General features: G+C 73.0%; 12 protein-coding genes. 8 read left to right on the top strand and 4 right to left on the bottom strand.

The features are described 5' to 3' along the window. Position 1: 1 nt before the first annotated feature. The 4 genes from P3T29_RS26590 to P3T29_RS26575 all read left to right on the top strand — a co-directional run bounded on the left by P3T29_RS26590 (position 2) and on the right by P3T29_RS26575 (position 6,616). The gene (locus P3T29_RS26590) at positions 2–1,087 is read left to right on the top strand and encodes a bifunctional oligoribonuclease/PAP phosphatase NrnA (protein ID WP_280719178.1); all 1,086 of its coding nucleotides are present in this window, start codon (positions 2–4) and stop codon (positions 1,085–1,087) included. A 43-nt stretch (positions 1,088–1,130) separates the two neighbouring features. Next, positions 1,131–2,036, top strand: coding sequence for a tRNA pseudouridine(55) synthase TruB (gene truB / locus P3T29_RS26585; RefSeq protein WP_280719177.1), 906 nt, complete (start codon positions 1,131–1,133; stop codon positions 2,034–2,036). 211 nt (positions 2,037–2,247) lie between these two features. After that, complete coding sequence (locus P3T29_RS26580; RefSeq protein WP_280719176.1) at positions 2,248–5,613, top strand: serine protease; 3,366 nt, start codon at positions 2,248–2,250, stop codon at positions 5,611–5,613. Positions 5,614–5,677: 64 nt separating this feature from the next. After that, positions 5,678–6,616 (top strand): bifunctional riboflavin kinase/FAD synthetase, encoded by a 939-nt coding sequence (locus P3T29_RS26575; RefSeq protein WP_280719175.1) that lies wholly within the window; start codon positions 5,678–5,680, stop codon positions 6,614–6,616. A 71-nt stretch (positions 6,617–6,687) separates the two neighbouring features. On the opposite strand, the gene P3T29_RS26570 is transcribed toward P3T29_RS26575, so the two are convergent. The 3 genes from P3T29_RS26570 to eccE all read right to left on the bottom strand — a co-directional run bounded on the left by P3T29_RS26570 (position 6,688) and on the right by eccE (position 10,971). Continuing rightward, positions 6,688–8,694, bottom strand: coding sequence for a MinD/ParA family protein (locus tag P3T29_RS26570; protein WP_280719174.1), 2,007 nt, complete (start codon positions 8,692–8,694; stop codon positions 6,688–6,690). Positions 8,695–8,938: 244 nt separating this feature from the next. Continuing rightward, positions 8,939–9,703 carry a hypothetical protein gene (locus P3T29_RS26565; protein WP_280719173.1) on the bottom strand — a complete coding sequence of 255 codons (765 nt, stop codon included), beginning with the start codon at positions 9,701–9,703 and terminating at the stop codon, positions 8,939–8,941. Continuing rightward, positions 9,703–10,971: a type VII secretion protein EccE gene (gene eccE / locus P3T29_RS26560; protein WP_280719172.1), complete on the bottom strand. Its 1,269-nt coding sequence runs from the start codon at positions 10,969–10,971 to the stop codon at positions 9,703–9,705. The genes P3T29_RS26565 and eccE overlap by 1 nt, the downstream gene beginning before the upstream one ends. A gap of 451 nt (positions 10,972–11,422) precedes the next feature. On the opposite strand from eccE, the gene P3T29_RS26555 reads away from it, so the two are divergent. The 4 genes from P3T29_RS26555 to mycP all read left to right on the top strand — a co-directional run bounded on the left by P3T29_RS26555 (position 11,423) and on the right by mycP (position 15,374). Next, a complete protein-coding gene (locus P3T29_RS26555; protein ID WP_280719171.1) occupies positions 11,423–12,997 on the top strand; it encodes a type VII secretion protein EccB in 1,575 nt (524 codons plus the stop codon). A 227-nt stretch (positions 12,998–13,224) separates the two neighbouring features. Then, the gene (locus P3T29_RS26550) at positions 13,225–13,536 is read left to right on the top strand and encodes a WXG100 family type VII secretion target (RefSeq protein ID WP_280719170.1); all 312 of its coding nucleotides are present in this window, start codon (positions 13,225–13,227) and stop codon (positions 13,534–13,536) included. A 109-nt stretch (positions 13,537–13,645) separates the two neighbouring features. Then, positions 13,646–13,936: a WXG100 family type VII secretion target gene (locus P3T29_RS26545; protein WP_280719169.1), complete on the top strand. Its 291-nt coding sequence runs from the start codon at positions 13,646–13,648 to the stop codon at positions 13,934–13,936. A 151-nt stretch (positions 13,937–14,087) separates the two neighbouring features. Further along, on the top strand, positions 14,088–15,374 hold the full coding sequence (gene mycP, locus P3T29_RS26540; RefSeq protein ID WP_280719168.1) for a type VII secretion-associated serine protease mycosin: 1,287 nt from the start codon (positions 14,088–14,090) through the stop codon (positions 15,372–15,374). A gap of 63 nt (positions 15,375–15,437) precedes the next feature. Here mycP and P3T29_RS26535 read toward each other — a convergent pair whose 3' ends face one another. Further along, positions 15,438–16,850 carry an APC family permease gene (locus tag P3T29_RS26535; RefSeq protein ID WP_280719167.1) on the bottom strand — a complete coding sequence of 471 codons (1,413 nt, stop codon included), beginning with the start codon at positions 16,848–16,850 and terminating at the stop codon, positions 15,438–15,440. Positions 16,851–17,025: the final 175 nt, after the last annotated feature.

The following is a 17,025-nucleotide window of genomic DNA, read 5'->3' as shown; positions in this document are numbered from 1 at the left end:
CATGACCGCCGAGCCGGTTCAGTCCGGCCAGGGGGCATCTTCCACCGACACGGTGGAGGGTGCCCTCGCGGTGCTTCCCGGGCCTCGCACCGAGTCGCCGGGCGGCTTCGAGCTGGAGTGGCAGCGGGTGGTCGCGGCGATCGGGCGGACCGCGTCCATCGACCTGATCTGCCACATCAACCCCGACGGCGACGCGCTCGGCTCCGCCCTGGCGGCCGGGCTCGCGCTGCGCTCGCTCGGGCACGAGGTGCGGGTCTCCTTCGGCGAGGACCCGCAGGTGATCCCCGAGTCGCTGGCCTTCCTCCCCGGCCAGGAGCTGATCGTGCCGGCCTCGGCCGTGCCCGACCGCCCCGAACTGGTGCTCTGCTTCGACGTCGCCGCCGAGAGCCGGCTCGGGCTGCTGCACGCCAAGGCCTTCGCGGCCCCGGTGATGGTCGTGATCGACCACCACGCCTCCAACCCGGGCTTCGGCACCCACCGCCTGATCGACCCGGGCGCGCCCGCCACCGCCGTCCTGGTGGACGAGCTGCTGCGCCGCCTGCGGGTCCCGCTGGACCAGGACCTGGCCACCTGCCTCTACACGGGCGTCGCCACCGACACCGGCTCCTTCAAGTACGCGGCCACCACCCCCGCCACCCACGAACTGGCCGGCCGCCTGCTGGCCACCGGCATCCGGCACGACCTGATCTCCCGCACCCTGTGGGACACCTCCTCCTTCGGCTACCTCAAGGTGCTCGCCGCCGCGCTGGACCGTGCCGTGTTCGAGCCCGAGGCGGCCGGCGGCCGCGGATTGGTGTGGACCTGGGTGCCGTACCAGGACCTGGCGCTCTTCGGCGTCACGGTCGAGGAGATCGAGGGTCTGATCGACGTACTGCGGCGCCCCGCCGAGGCCGAGGTCGCCCTCGTCCTGAAGCAGGACCCGGACGGCACCCTGCGCGGCTCCTGCCGGGCCAAGGGAGCCGTCGACGTCGCCGCCGTCTGCGCCGAACTGGGCGGCGGCGGGCACAAGTTCGCGGCCGGGTTCGCCGCCCGCGAGGACGTACCGGCGGTGGTCGCCCGGTTCCGGGCGGCGCTGGCGTCCTGCTGATCCACCTGCATCCACCCGCCTCCACCTGCACAGAGAAGACCTGATGAAGCGTAAGGGAACCGGCCCCGACGGCCTGGTCATTGTCGACAAGCCGGAGGGCATCACCTCGCACGGGGTGGTCGCCAAGCTGCGATGGCTCGCCGGGACGCGGAAGGTCGGGCACGCGGGCACGCTGGACCCGATGGCGACCGGCGTACTGGTCATCGGCGTCGAGCGGGCCACCCGGCTGCTCGGGCACCTGATGCTCACCGCCAAGACCTACGAGGCGACGATCCGGCTCGGGCAGGACACCGTCACCGACGACCGCGAGGGGGACGTCACCTCCTCGACGGACGCCTCGGCCGTGACGCGGGACGCGATCGACGCGGGGATCGCCAAGCTCACCGGCGAGATCATGCAGGTGCCGTCCAAGGTCAGCGCCATCAAGATCGACGGTAAGCGGTCCTACCACCGGGTCCGGGAGGGCGAGGACTTCGAGATCCCGGCCCGCGCCACCACCATCCACTCCTTCACCGTGCACGAGCTGCGGGCCGCCACCGCCGAGGACGGCACCCCGGTGCTCGACCTGGACGTCACCGTCGAGTGCTCCTCCGGTACGTACATCCGCGCGCTCGCCCGCGACCTCGGCGCGGACCTCGGCGTCGGCGGGCACCTCACCGCACTGCGGCGCACCAAGGTCGGCCCGTACTCGGTCGAGTCGGCGCGGACGCTGGAGCAGCTGGAGGAGAAGCTCGAAGTCCTGCCGATCGCGGAGGCGGCCGCAGCGGCGTTCCCCCGCTGGGACATCGACGAGGAGCAGGCGAAGCTGCTCTCCAACGGCATCAAGCTGGCCGCCCCCGGCCTGGCGGTGGACGGCCCGATCGCCGTCTTCGACCCGACGGGCAAATTCCTCGCCCTGGTGGAGGAGAAGGGTGGCCACGCGAAGCCGGTCGCGGTCTTCGTCGGCTGAGAGCCCCTCCGGGGGTTTTGAAGGCTTTCAAAGCCCCCGGCGGGGGCGTTCACCCGGACGAGGGAGCGCGCGAGGTGAATGGGCGGGGTGAACGGCGCAGGTGGGGTGGGGTGCCTGCGCTCCGGGGCAGGCTCCCGGCGGCGTGTACGGCAGCCGCGACGGGCCTCTCCGTAGGGGGAACCGGCCGGCCCGGCGGGGAGGGCGGGTGCGGATGGCCGGTGGGGAGCGGGCGCTGCTGCGGATCTGCGATCCGGCGGGGCGGGTCCGGGGGCTGGGGTTCGTCGTCGATCTGCTTGGCACGGTACTGACCGCGCACGAGACGGTGGCCGGGCTGACCCGGCTGGTCCTGCACACCCCCGGTGGCCAGACCCGGGTGCTCGGACCGGACAGCATCGAGCCGCTCCCGGCCTGCGGCCTCGCGCTGCTGCGGACGGACGCCGTGGGCGGCCTGCCCGTGCCGCCGCTGCCGGTCGCGCCGATGGACGCGACCGGCCGGCTGGTCGCCGTGCCGTACCTGCGGAACGGCAGCGAGGAGCCGACGCCCGCCCAGGGCGGGGTGCTCTCGACCGGTACCGCGATGTACCCGTGGGCCGACGTGTTCCACCTGATCGAGGGCGCCCTGCTGCTGGATCTGCCGCAGCTGGCCGGCCCGGCGACCCCGGGAGCACCCGTGCTGGACGCTGAGACCGGCGCCGTACTCGCGGTGGTCGCCCCGAGGCTGCGCGGTGGGCAGCAGGACGGGGTCGCCGCCGCGCCGTTGGCCGGGGAGGCCCTGGCGGAGGTACTGGCCCAGGCGCTGGCCCGGAACGCGGCCACCGTGCCCGCGTACGGGCGGGCGCTCAACCTCGGCGGGGTGCTGCAGCTGGCCTCCGTGCAGCTCGGCACGGCCGGCGCGGGCCCCGGGCGGATCGCCGATCTCGCCGCCGACCGGGTGGACCGTCCGGACGGACTGGTGGGGGAGGAGCCGCCGGACCTGGTCACCGTCCTGCTCGGCGCGGCCGGCAGCGGCCGGACCACCGAACTGGCGGCGCTGACCGTCCGCCGCGCGGGCGGCCCGGACCCGCTGCCGACGCTCTGGCTGCGCGGGGCCGACCTGGCTGCCACGGACACCTCGCTGGCCGCCGCCGTCGGCCGGGAGCTGGCCCGGGCCGCCGGGCTGCTGGCCGTGGAGAGCCCCGACCCGACGGCCGCCGGGCTGCTCTGCGCGGCGGCCCGGCGGCCGCTGCTGGTGGTGCTGGACGCGCCCGAGGAGGCCCCGGCGGCGGTCTCCGAGTCCTGGTACCGGGCGAGCGCGCAGTGGCTGGACGCCGCCGGGGCCCGGCTGCTGACGGCCTGCCGCCCGGAGGAGTGGGGCCGGTACGAGGGAGCCCTGACGGAGGCCCGGGTGCGCGGCCTGGGCCCGCTGCCGGGGGAGGCCGCCGACCGCGCCGCCCGGCGGTACGGCCTGCCGCCGGACTGGCTCGCCCACCCGGAGGACGCGGCCCACCCGCTCGCGCTGCGGCTGGCCGGTGAGCTGCACGCCGCCGGGGTGTGCGGCCCGGCCCCCCGGCGCAGCGACCTCTTCGCGGCCTACCTCGACCTGTGCTGCCTGCGGGTCGGCCGCCGGCTGGTGGCCGCAGCGGAGGTCCGGCGCCCCGGCGCGCACCGCAGGGGTGCGCCGCGCCCGGCGGCGGAGGACCCGGGCCAGGTACGGCGGCAGGCCGCCGTGGTGGCCGGCCGGCTGCACGAGGCGGCCCGGCAGCTGCTGGTGGTCGGGCACGGTGGGCTCGGCCGGCCGGCCTTCGACGCCCTGTTCCCGGCGGAGGGCGGCTGGGCACAGGCGGTGCTCGCCGAGGGGCTGTTCGTACCGGCGGGCGCCGGGTACCGGCCCGGCCACGAGGAGTTCGCGGAGTGGCTGCAGGGCCTGCACCTCGACCTGGACGGAGCGCTGCGGATACTGCTGGACGAGGCAGCAGCCGGGGGAGCCGCCTGCGAGCAGGCCCACGGGGTGCCCAGGCACCGGATCGGCCTGGTGCTGGCCGCGCTGCGGCGGCTCGGCCGGACGTGGGGCGCCCCGGCGCTGGACCCGTGGCTGCACCGGCTCCGGCGGGCGCTGGAGGCCGCTCCGCCCGGCAGCGAGCCCGCCTGGTGGGCCGGACGCCTGCTCTCCGGAGCGGTGGCCGTGAGCCCGGACCTCACGGCCCACTCGGCGCTGCTCGAGTGGCTCGCCGAACGCGGCGAGCAGGGCGGCGAGTTCGGGCCCGCCTTCTGGGCCGTACTGCCGCTCGACCCCGCCACCAGGCTGGAGCTGCTCCGCCGCCTGGTCCGCACCGACGGCGCCGCGCAGGACTTCCGGGCCGTCACCGCCGAGCTGCTCGGCGCCGACCCGCACACCGTGCTGCCGCTGCTCTGCCGCTGGCTGGCGGACGGCGGGCGGCTGCCCGCCCGCCCGGGGTCCACCGTCGCCGACCTCGCCCACGACCTGCTGTACGCGCACCGCAGCCTGGCCCTGGACGATCTGACGGAGTGCCTGGTGACGGTGGCCCACCCCAGGGCCGACGCCCTGCTCTCGCTGCTCGCCGTCGAGGAGCCCTCCGCGCTCTGCCGCGCCGTGGACCGGTGGAGCCATGACCCGAGGCCCGAACGGCACGTCGCGGCGGCCGTGCACGCGCTGCGCACCGCCCCGTACGCCACCGGCCCGGGCCCCGGGCTGCTCCGGTTCACCGCGCTCACGCTGCTCGCCCGGGAGGACGAACCCGGCCTGCACGGTGCGGCGTTGGCGCTGCTGGTACTCGATCCGCAGACCCGGGCGCGGCATCTGGCGGCGGCCCTGGCCGCGTACTCGGCCGACGACCCGTTCGTCACCGCCGAGGTGCTCGGGCCGGCCCTGGCGAGCGATCCGGGGCCGGTGCTGGCGGCGCTGCGGCGGCGGTTGGCTCTGCCTGGCGCAGCGGTGGCGGAGGGGCTGCGGGTGCTGGCGGACGCCGCCGACCCCGAGACCGCCCGGCAGGGCCTGGAGCTGGCCACCGGGCTGCTGCGCGACTGGCCGGAACGGGCCGCCCAGGTCGCCGAGTACCTCGACCGGCTGCTGGCCCGTGCGGCGGCGGCCGGTCCGCTGCTGGCCGAGGTCGCGGGACAGCCCGCCGCCGTGCGCCGGGTCTTCGCGGTGCTGCTGGCCGGGCCGGGGCAGGCCACCCGGGCTTCCGCGCTGGACGTACTGCTGGCCGGTGAGCGTGATCCGCTGGTCCTGACGGCGGTGCTGGAGCGGATCGCCGAGACCTGCCAGGAGCACGAGCCCGACCGGGTAAGGGAGTTGGTCCGGGCGGTCGGGATGGGGGTCGGGGGAGAGCAGACGGACGCCGCGCTGGTCCGCTGCGCGGGCCGGTGGGCCGCGTTCGCCGGGCTGCTGGCCGAGTGGCCGACCGCCGGTCCGGCGCTGCGCGGCGGCCCGCTGCTGGCGCGGATGCGCGTGCTCGTCGCGGCCGGGCGCGACCCGCAGTACGCCGCCGCCGAGGCCGAGCGCGCGGCCACGGGCCGGGCGCGGCGCGCAGTGGGCCTTCCGGTGCCCGAGCAGGGACAGGCGCATGGCACGCTATAGGGGTTCGGGTTGGAGCGTTTGAGCGTACCGAGCGTACGCACGTACGGAACAAGGAGCGGTCAGGGTGCAACGCTGGCATGGCCTGGAGGAGATCCCCGGGGACTGGGGGCGCAGCGTCGTCACCATCGGATCGTTCGACGGTGTGCACCGCGGCCACCAACTGATCATCAGCCGGGTGGTGGAGCGCGCCCGTGAGTTGGGCACCAAGGCCGTCGTGGTCACCTTCGACCCGCACCCCAGCGAGGTCGTCCGCCCGGGCAGCCACCCGCCGCTGCTCGCGCCGCAGCCCCGCCGCGCGGAGCTGATGGCGGAGCTGGGCGTGGACGCCGTCCTGGTGCTGCCGTTCACCTCGGAGTTCTCCCGGGAGTCGCCGGAGACCTTCGTCCAGCAGGTGCTGGTGGACGCCCTGCACGCCCGGCTGGTCATCGAGGGCCCGAACTTCCGCTTCGGCCACAAGGCCGCCGGGAACGTGACGCTTCTCACCGAGCTGGGGCGGACGGCCGACTTCGAGGTCGAGGTGGTCGACCTGCAACTGCGCTGCGCCGCAGGCGAGCCGTTCTCCTCGACCCTGGTGCGCCGACTGGTCGCCGAAGGTGACGTGGCGGCGGCCGCCGAGGTGCTCGGCCACCCGCACCGGGTGGAGGGCGTGGTCGTCCACGGCGCCCAGCGCGGACGGGAGTTGGGCTTCCCGACGGCCAACGTGAACACCGTGCCGCACAGCGCCGTCCCGGCCGACGGGGTGTACGCGGGGTGGCTGACGGCGGGCGGCGAGCGGATGCCGGCCGCGATCTCGGTCGGTACCAACCCGACCTTCGACGGCACCGCCCGCACGGTGGAGGCCTACGCGATCGACCGGGTCGGGCTCGACCTCTACGACCTGCACGTGGCCGTCGACTTCCTGGTGTACCTGCGCGGGATGGAGAAGTTCGACTCCATCGAGGCGCTGCTCGACCGGATGGCCGACGACGTCAAGCAGGCCCGCGAGCTGACCGACGGGTCCTGAAGTACCGGAGTGCCGAGAGAGCCCCTGCCGACCACTGGAACCTAAGACTGGTCGACAGGGGCTCTCTTCGCTCACTGCTGCGGAGGCGGCGGGTAGCCGTAACCCGCCGGGGGCGGCTGCTGGCCGTCGGGCTGGGGCGGCGGCGGGTAGCCGTACCCGGGCTGCTGGCCCTGCTGCTGCCACTCCGGCGGCAGCGGCTGCCCTCCGGGTGCACCCTGCTGCGGCTGCCCGTACCCGGGGGGCGGGGTCTGGCCGGGCTGCGGGGCCCACGGCGCGCCGGGGGCGGGCTGGCCGGGGTAACCGCCCTGCGGCTGCTGCTGGTAGCCGCCCTGGGGCGGGTACGGCTGCTGCTGGTAGCCCTGCGGCGGGTACTGCTGCTGTTGCTGCCAGCCGCCGCCCGCCGCGTGCTGGGCGCGCGCGATGTCCTCGCCGACCAGGGTGGCGAGCTCGAAGTACGCGTCCCGGACCTTGGGCCGCATCATCGCGAGGTTGACCTCGGCGCCGGCCGCGAGGCTCTCGTCGAACGGCACCACCACGACGCCGCGGCAGCGGGTCTGGAAGTGCGCGACGATGTCCTCGACCTTGATCATCTTGCTGGTCTCGCGGACCCCGGAGACCACCGTGATGCTGCGCTGCACCAGGTCGGCGTAGCCGTGCGCGGACAGCCAGTCCAGCGTGGTGCTGGCGCTGCTGGCGCCGTCCACGCTGGGGGTGGAGACCACGATCAGCTGGTCGGCGAGGTCCAGCACCCCGCGCATCGCGCTGTACAGCAGGCCGGTGCCCGAGTCGGTCAGGATGATCGGGTAGTGCTGGCCGAGCACCTGGATGACCTGGCGGTAGTCCGAGTCGTTGAACGTGGTCGAGACGGCCGGGTCGACGTCGTTCGCCAGGATCTCCAGACCCGAGTGCAGGTCCTGCGAGGTGAACTGGCGGACGTCCATGTAGCTGCGCAGGTGCGGGATGGCCGTCACCAGGTCGCGGATGGTCGCGCCGGTCTGGCGCTTCACCCGGCGGCCGAGGGTGCCGGCGTCCGGGTTGGCGTCGATCGCGATCACCTTGTCCTGGCGCTCACTGGCCAGGGTGGCACCGAGCGAGGTGGTGGTCGTGGTCTTGCCGACGCCGCCCTTGAGGCTGATCACCGCGATCCGGTAGCAGCTCATCACCGGCGTACGGATGACCTCCAGCCGGCGGGCCCGGTCGGCCTCCGCCGCCTTGCCGCCGAACTTGAACCGCGACTCGCGCTGCTGCTTGGGCTGGCCGCGCAGCAGCCGGTCCGAGGAGAGCTCGACGGCGGCGGTGTAGCCGAGCGCCGCGCCGTGCGACACCTGCTGCTGGCCGCCCTGCTGGAACGCCGCCGGAGCCTGCGGGACGCCCTGCTGCTGCGGGTAACCGGACTGCTGGGGGTACGCCTGCGGCTGCGGTTGCGGCGGCAGTTGCTGCTGGGGCTGCTGGGGCTGCTGCGGGAAGGCGGGGGGCTGCGGCCAGCCGCCCTGGCGCGGGTCCACCGGCGGAGCGGGCGCGGGCGCGGCCTCCGGCGCGGCCTGCTGCGGCTGTTGGGGCTGCTGCTGCGGGACGGGCCACGGGCCCGGCGGCGGGGGCTGCTGCTGGTACTGCTGCGGCTGCGGCTGCGCGGGCTGGGGCGGCTGCACCGGGGCCTGCTCGGGGGTCGGCCAGAGCGTCTGCGGCGGAGCCTGCTGCGCGGGGGCAGGGGCAGGGGTGGGAGCAGGAGCCGGGGCAGGAACGGGCGCCGGCGCAGCCTGGACCGGCGCGGGAGCAGGCGCAGGAACGGGAGCGGGTGCCGGTGCGGCCTGGACCGGCGCGGGAGCGGGCTGCGCGGCGACCGGTTGCTCCACCACGGGCTGCGGCACGGCCGGAGCCACCGGCGCGGGTGCCGGAGCAGGCGCGGGAGCCGGGACAGGCGCGGGCGCCGGAGCAGGTGCAGGTGCCGGCGCCGCAGACTGCGGGCCCGCGCTCTGGGTGTACCAGGACGGGGGAGAGTAGTCAGGGGCGTCCGACCAGTCGTCGTCGTCCTCTGCCGCGTTGTCGCCGACGTAGACGCCGTCCCGATCGCTGCTCACTTGGGCTCCCTCGTGTTCGCCGCCGCTGTTCGCGGTGCCGTCGGGCAACAAGACTAGGGCGTGATTCACGGTCAACTGAAGGCGGTATCGCATCTGCCGCCGAGGTCGGTGGACGTCGGTCGGCCTGTGACAACCGCTTTTGGAGTGCACCTCACCTGCTGTTCACCCCACCGCCCACCCGAAAGAGGTTCGCGCTCGTACACACCGTAACCGTGTACGAGCGCGAACCGTACCTCCCGGTCGGTCAGTCCATCCGGCGCGGGCCGCCCAGGAGCTGGCCCTCCGCCTCGCCGGGGTTGGTCATCACGTACTGCCGCCGCATCCGGGTCGCCCAGAGCGTGATGTTGTCCGGCAGCGTCGGAAGCGAGGCCATGTCGTGCTCGCCCAGCGAGAGGATGCGGGCCAGCACCTCGGTCTCCTGCGGCGAGACCCGCTGTATGCCCACCAGGTCGGCCGCGTTGAGTACGCGAGGCGCGTTCGGCCCGAGGTACGGCAGCAGGGTGAGGGTGCTCTGCCACGGAGCGGCGGAGAGCCGGCTGCGCGGCGGGCGGGCGCCGAGGTCACGGACGACCAGCACCGGCGAGGCGACCGAGGCGCCCTGCGCGCCGAGCCGTCCGGCCTGGTGGATGGTCACGCACGGCTGGCCGCCGCCGGCCGCCTGCGCCATCGGGGCCCAGGCCTGCGGGCGGCCGGTCTCGACGGCGATCCGGGCGCCGGTGGCGGCGGCGCGCAGCGCGATGATCTGCGCCGTCCACATGCCGCCGACCAGCACCACCTCGTACGAGGTCGGCCGGAACAGGCCCAGGACGGAGGGCTGTTGCTGCTGGTCGACACCGATCACCACGCCGTCGTCGCCGACCGGGAAGGAGAGCGCGCCGAGATCCTCGGGGGAGAGCACGTGCCGTTCGCGCTTCGGGCCGCGCAGCCCGAAGCCGGGACGGATCCGCAGCATTCGGGCCTGCTCGGCGCCGGGCTCGGGGGCCTGGGCGGGGTAGGTCTGATAGGCCATCAGGAAGTCCCTCCCAGGGGCAGTGTGGCGAGCAGGCCGGGTGCCTGTTCGAGGTCGAGCCGGGCGAGGCTCACGCCGGCGCTCTGCGCGCGGGACTCCACCAGCCGGCCGACCTGGTCGACCTCGCTCTCGCTGCGCCCGGTGACCCGGACGTGCCCGCTGATCGCCACCGAACCGCCGGTGCCCTGACTGACGGTCAGGCTGAAGGTGCTGGCCAGCGCGGGGGTGCCGGTGACCAGGTTGACCAGGTCGGGTGCGGCGATCCGGCCCGGAGCGCCGCCTGGGCGGCTGAGCTGCGGCCACTTGGAGATCCAGTACGTGCTGTGCCAGCGGTCGTCGATCCGCCAGAACTTGCGGCTCTCCTGCGTCCGGCGGCCGTTGCCGCCGCCCCCGCCGGTGCCCTGACGGCCCGCGACGGCGATCGGGTTGGCGCAGGTGGAGATCGCCAGTGCGGCGATCAGCTCGCGCTCGTCGAGCGCGGTCGCGGTGAAGCCGGCGCTGTTCAGGCGTCCGGCCAGCTGGTCGGTGACGCGCTGGAGGGCCTTGCGGGAGCCCTCCTCGCCGCCGCCACGGGCCAGCACGGCGGTGCTGGTCCGCTCGGGGCTGAGCTTCAGCGCGATCCAGGTGAGCCGCAGGCCGGGGGTGGAGAGGCCGTCGGGCAGCTGGTGGTAGGCGCGGGTGGCGAGCGACTGCTCGGGCAGGTGCGGGGCCGGCGCGGGCTGGGTGTGCTGCACCAGCTGCACCGACTCCAGCGCGATGTCGTCCACCTGGAGCGCCGAGCAGATCACGTCGAGCGGCAGCGGCAGGCTGGTGCGGGTGGGCCGCAGCGGCTGGTCCTTGGCCTGCACCAGCAGTACCGAGGTCAGGAACGTGCCGTCGCCGACCATCCCGGTCTCGCGGCGGACCGGCCGCCCGTTGCCGAGGTCGGCCTCGGTGGCGTGGGTGTACGTGTGCAGCGCGGGTTCGAGCTCGAGGGCCGGCGCCAGGGCCGGGTCGGTGCCCGGCGGCGGCACGTTCAACTGCGCCTGCTTGCGGCGGGCGTTGAACGCCATCCGGACCCGCAGGCCCTCCGGCGCGCTGCGGCCGTTCAGCGGCAGCAGCGCGATGACCACCAGCAGGACGGCGGGCAGGGCGAACACCCCGGCCATCGCCTTGTTGATCGTCCAGCCGACGGCCGGCAGCGCCACCGCGACCTCCAGCAGCACGACTTGCTGCAGCTGGAGCCGGTTGCCGAGGAGCCCTGGGCGCGGGTGGAGCTTCAGCGGCACCGGAGCCGTCGGAGCGGCCTGGACGGGCTGCGCCCGCCGGGTCCCGCGACCGGAAGCCCCGCCGGATCCCCCGTTGGCACCCCCGCCGTTCTTGGCGCGTCGGCCGCGCGATGTGCTGCGTCGCTCTGGAGCGGTCTGGCTTGGCATCCCCCGAGTGACCCTCTCTGATCAGATATCACGGCCCGGTTGGCTGGTCGGCGAACCGTACCCGTACCGTACTTACCGTCTGCTGCCGCATCGTAGAGGGTTGGCTGCGGTCTCCGTCCGGCGGGTGGCAGACTCCGCACGGACGAATCGTGCTGACGTACGCACAGATGTCCGGCAGCAGCTGGTGCCGGCGGGCGCGACCGCAGGCACCACCACAGTACGGACGTCGGTCAAACAGAGCTATTCGGTCAAGCAGAGCTGTCGGTCAAGCAGAGCTGTCGGTCAAACAGGGGAGACGACGAGGATGGCATCACGCCGGGACGAGCTGAACGCATACACCTTCGCGCGCAAGCGCATGGTGGGCGCCTTCCTGCAGCCCAGCGGAGGCGGCAACGACGAGGACGCGCCGCGTCCGGTCCGGGCCGTGCTGCCCAGCGTCGTCGTGGCCGCCGTCATCGTGGCGGGATTCGGCATGCTGGGCGTCATCAAGCCCGCTGCGCCGCAGGGTTGGGACGACGGCAAGAACATCATCCAGGGCAAGGACTCGACCACCCGCTACGTGGTGCTGGTCGATCCGACCACCAAGGAGAAGGTGCTCCACCAGGTTCTCAACATGTCCTCGGCGCGGCTGGTGCTGCCGGCCGGCGCCAAGGTCACGGTCGTCGCGGACGCGGTCCTCGACGCGTACAAGAACCACGGGGCGACCATCGGCATCCCGTACGCGCCGGACCGGCTGCCCGATCCGGCGGACGCCGGGGTCGCCAAGACCTGGTCGGTCTGTGACCGTCCGGGCAAGGACAAGAGCCAGGCGACGATCAACCAGGCGGTGTTCGTGACGGCCGGCAAGGAGGCCAAGGCGCTCGCCAACCCCAGCCTGGTGCTGGGCGGCGGCCAGTGGCTGTTCGTCGAGGCCCCGCCGCTCTCGGGCAACCGGGCCAGCGACTACCTGGTCGACTCGAACGGGTTCAAGCACGCGCTCGGCCAGGCGACCACCAGCGCCGACGTCCGGAGCAGCCTGGAGTCCGGACTGTTCGGGGCCGACGCGCAGCCGCAGCAGGTCACCCAGGAGTGGCTGAACACGCTGCAGGACGGCAACATGATCACCTTCCCGACCATCCCCGGCTTCAAGGACACGGACCGGGTGGCGTCCAATGTCCCGATCAGCCAGCCCGACGAGCAGTTCGTCGGGCGGTTGCTCTCCTACCAGGGCAAGAGCTTCTACGTGATGGGCCAGGACAGCCTCTACGAGGTGACGGCCTTCCAGGCCGAACTGATCCGGCAGAACCCGGCCCTCAAGGTGATCTACAAGAGCCAGACGCCGAAGTTCGCCGAGCTCTCGCCGAGCGACTACGCGGCGCTGCGGCCGAAGATCGACCAGAACACCCTGCTGAAGGCGGACAGCAACGCGCCGAAGGAGAAGCCGAGCGGCAGCGCGGTGAACGCCGACAGTGGTGCCAAGGCGCGGACGGTGCTCTGCAGCACCTTCCAGAGCATGGACGACAGCGGCAACATCAAGCAGACCGTCTGGGCCGACGCCAACTACCCGACGCCGGTCAACACCGGTTCCTCCAGCGCCCATGTCTCCCCCGGGGCAGGGCTGTTGTTCCGCTCGGTGGACGCGGGCGCGGGCGGTTCGGGCAGCAACTTCCTGATCACCGAGACCGGTCTGCGCTACTCGGTGCAGAGCAACAGCGACGGCACCAAGACGTCGACGCCGTCCCCGGCGCCGCAGTCGGGGCAGTCGCAGGTGGACGAGGCGCAGGCCCGGCTCGGGTACGACAAGATCCAGCCGGTGCCGGTCCCGGGCGCCTGGGCCAACCTGGTGCCGGGCGGCCCGGTGCTGAACACCGCCGCCGCGCTCCAGGCCCAGAACGCCTGACGCGACCGGCATCAGCCGACGCGCACGACGCATCCGACACATCTGACGCATCGTCATGAGTCGGGCCGGTTACCAGGTCATGATCTGGTAACTAGCCCGGCTCCCGGTGTTGGGCGACTTGCGCGCGGCGACTATTGTGCAGAGGGACACCGCGCCGTGGTGTTCGACGGGTAGGCCGTGCCAGGACTATCCGTCAGGAAGTTCTGTCTCATGGGGGACGGTAGATCATGTCTGGTCAGTTCAGGACGACCGCTGAGGAAATGAACCAGTTCGCCAACCGCATCGGTGAGGTGAACCAGCAGGTCCAGCAGGAGATCGCGAAGCTCAACAGCCTCGTCGACGAGACCAAGGCCGGCTGGCAGGGCTCGGCGGCCACCGCCTACCAGCAGCTGCAGGATCGCTTCAACCAGGACGCCACCGCGCTGAACAAGGTGCTTGACGAGATCAAGCAGGCGATCGAGGCCACGACCAAGCAGTACGCCGCCACTGAGCAGGAGCAGCACTCCTCGATGACCAGTGCGGCCGGTTCGCTCGGCTGAAACTGCGGTTCCGGATCCCGCGGCCCGGTGCGCCGCGACTTCAGACCACGCAGACGCTGCTCGGCCGCCGCGTGGCGGACCGGCTTGATTCTCTCGACAAGGAGTCACCATGAGCGACCACATTCTCGTTAATTTCTCCACCATCCAGAACGCCAGCGCCGAGGTCAAGCGGACCTCCTCGGCCATCCAGTCCCAGCTGGACGACCTCAAGGCCGGCGTGGCGCGGATCGCGTCCAGCTGGGAGGGCGTGGCCCAGGAGGGCTACCGTGCCCGCCAGGCGCAGTGGGACCAGAAGGCCGCTGACCTGCAGCAGGCGCTGGGCCAGATCGCGACCACGCTGGACAACGCCGTGCAGAACTACCAGCAGACCGAGCAGAAGAACGCCGGCATCTGGCAGTAATCACCCTTCGGGGTGGTGCGGCAGCAAGTAGCGGGGCGCTGCGGCAGTAGCAGAAGGGCGGGCGCCTGGTCGGGTGCCCGCCCTTGGCGCGCGGGGAGCCCGAGCGGCCGGCCGCGAGTACGACAATCGGGTGGATCAGAGGGGAAGTCAGGTGCCGTCGTTGGGTACGTACCGCAGGGCCACTGCGGCGTTCGTGGCGCTGGGGGTGGTCGGCGGTCTGGCGGCGACGCCCGCGTACGCGGATTCGCCGAGCCCCTCCGCCGCCACGCGTTGGACGCCGATGGGGATCGCCGCCGCGGCGGAGTGCGCGATCCCGTCGACGAACGTCGTGAGCGTGCCGTGGGCACTGCAGCGGGTGGTTCTCAGCCAGCTCTGGGCGCCGCACAAGCCCCAGAGCACGGCGACGACGACCGGCGCGGGTGTCACCGTCGCGGTGATCGACACCGGTGTGGACAACACCAACCCGCAGCTCGCGGGCAAGGTCATCGACGGTGGCTCCAGCCTGGTCGACCAGTCGACCGGCCAGGCGGTGCCGGGCAACGGCACCACCGACACGGTGGGCCACGGCACCAAGGTGGCGGGCATCATCGCCGCCAGGGTGTACGACAAGACCGGGTTCGTCGGCCTGGCGCCGGATGCCAACATCTTCTCCATCCGGCAGAACGACGCCCAGGGGAACGGCAGCGTCCAGAAGTTGACGGACGCGGTCAACGAGGCGGTCGACCACAACGTCCAGGTCATCAACATCTCCCAGGACGTCCGGGGCACCGACGACACCGGCCAGGGCTTCGTGGGCAAGGCCGACCTGCAGAAGGCGCTCACCCGGGCCGAGAACGCCGGCATCGTGGTGGTCGCGTCCTCCGGGAACGACGGCCTGGAGGGGGCCACCTACCCCGCCGCGTTCGACACCGTCCTCGCGGTGGGCGCCTCGGACCGCAACAACGAGCGGGCCTCGTTCTCCCAGTACGGCGACTTCGTCGGCGTCGCCGCGCCCGGTGTCGACATGCTCTCCACCGCGCCCATATTGGGCCAGTGCGTGGACAACGGCACCAGCTTCTCGTCCCCGTACGTGGCGGGCGTCGCCGCGCTGCTGAAGGGTGAGCACCCGGACTGGACGGCCAAGCAGGTCCGGGCCCGGATCGAGCAGACCGCGCAGCGCACCCAGCGGGGTTGGAACAAGTTCACCGGCTGGGGTGTGGTCGACCCGGTCAAGGCCGTGCAGTGGGTCGACAACCCGCCGGACACCGCGCACGACGACCCGCCGGTACAGCTGGACTCGGCGCGGATCGTCGCCCAGCCGCTCGGCCTGGCCGAGACCCAGGCCGACCGTGACCGCCGCAGTGCGATGTACGTGATGGCACTGGGCGCGCTGCTGGTCGCCGGGCTCGCGGGCGGCTCCGTCGTCCTTCGGGACCGCCGTCGCCGCGACGAGGCCTGAGGCAGTACGCCGAAGGAGGCCGGCTCCCCCAGGGGGAGCAGGCCTCCTTTCGTGTGGGTCAGGTCAGGCCTGGTCGTCCTCGGGGACAGTGATCACCCAGCGGGTGTCCGGCCGGGGGCGGAGGTAGAAGACCCAGTAGAGCGTGGCGGCGGCGGTGATCCCGCCGGTCCACCAGAGGGCGGTGGTGTCCATCTGGGTGAGCACGTAGGCCAGGGCCGCGATCAGCAGCGCGGGGAGGACCGGCCAGAGCGGCTGGCGCCAGGCGGGGACGTTCTTGTGCTCGCCCCGGCGGGAGAGCAGCGCGGCGACGGCGACCAGCAGGTAGAGCGCGGCGACGGCGACACCGGTGATGTTGGTCAGCAGCAGGCCCGGGACGAAGCAGAGTGCCGCGCCCGGCAGGCCCACCGCGAGGGTGGCGACCCAGGGGGCGTTGAACTTGTTGAGGGTGCCGAAGGCCTTGTTGACCGGCTCGGGCCAGGCCTTGTCGCGGCCGGAGGCGAACAGCACCCGGGAGTTCTGGATGACCATCACGATGCCGGCGTTGATGATCGCCAGCGCGATGCAGAGGCTGATGAAGGTGCCGAGCGCGGAGTCGCTCCAGCCGGCCACCATGCCGGAGATGTCGCCGCCGGTCAGGGTGGCGAGGTCCGGGGCGCCCAGGGTGATCGCGACGACCGGGACGAGGATGACGACCACGGAGAGCGCCAGCGTCCAGAGCACCGTACGGGCGACGTTCTTGCGCGGGTTCTCCAGCTCCTCGGAGAGGTAGATCGCGGTGCTGAAGCCCTGGGTCACGAAGAGCGCGGTGCCCATCGCGGCGAAGATCGCCCCGATGCCCACCGTGCTGGTGACCCCGTGCGTGTCGGCCAGTACACCGTGGACCAGGCTGCTGACGCCACGCTGGCTGTGCGCGAAGCCGAGGACGGAGACGACACCGGCCGCGATCACCTCCAGGACCAGGAAGACACCGGTGATCCAGGCGTTGGCGCGCAGGTCGAGCAGACCGGCGACGGTGGCCGCCAGCATCACGGCCGCGCCGGCCACGCCCGGGCTGAGGTGGACGATCGGGGCGAGGTAGGCCGCCGTACCGATCGCGATGACCGACGGCACGATCATCACCACGATGATCGACTGGATGAACACCAGCCACCCGGCGAACCGTCCGGCCAGGGTGCCGACCATGGCGTACTCGCCGCCGGCGCTCGGCACGAGGGTGCCGAGCTCGGAGTAGCAGAACGCCACCGCGACGCAGATCACGGCGCCGATCGCGATGGTCAGGGCGGTCATCGTGCCGAGGGTGGCGAAGAGGGTCGGTACCAGAACGAAGAGCGAGGAGGCCGGGGTCACGCAGGAGAGCGTGAGCAGTGTGCCGCCCACGACGCCGAGCGAGCGGCTCAGCTTTCGCGGGGCCTCGGTGGTGCCGTCGATCGTCGCAGTGGGGGCTACGGCGAGTGGCGGCTGAAGCGTGTCGGTCATGGACGGTTCCGATCGGCTCTGTGCGGTTCTGGGGGGGAGGGAGCGGTATCGCCTCCACAGCGGTTGCCTGGTCCTGGTCTGTCGCTCCCGGTCCGTCATGGAACCTTGTGCGTATTGATTGCGTCAATGGCCGATCTGCTGCGGAATCCGTTGCGTAGCGCCGCATAAACATGCG

Source organism: Kitasatospora sp. MAP5-34 (assembly GCF_029894335.1).
Taxonomy (GTDB): domain Bacteria; phylum Actinomycetota; class Actinomycetes; order Streptomycetales; family Streptomycetaceae; genus Kitasatospora.
The sequence above is the reverse complement of the archived record's forward strand: the minus strand, read 5'-3'. Positions and strand labels throughout refer to the sequence as shown.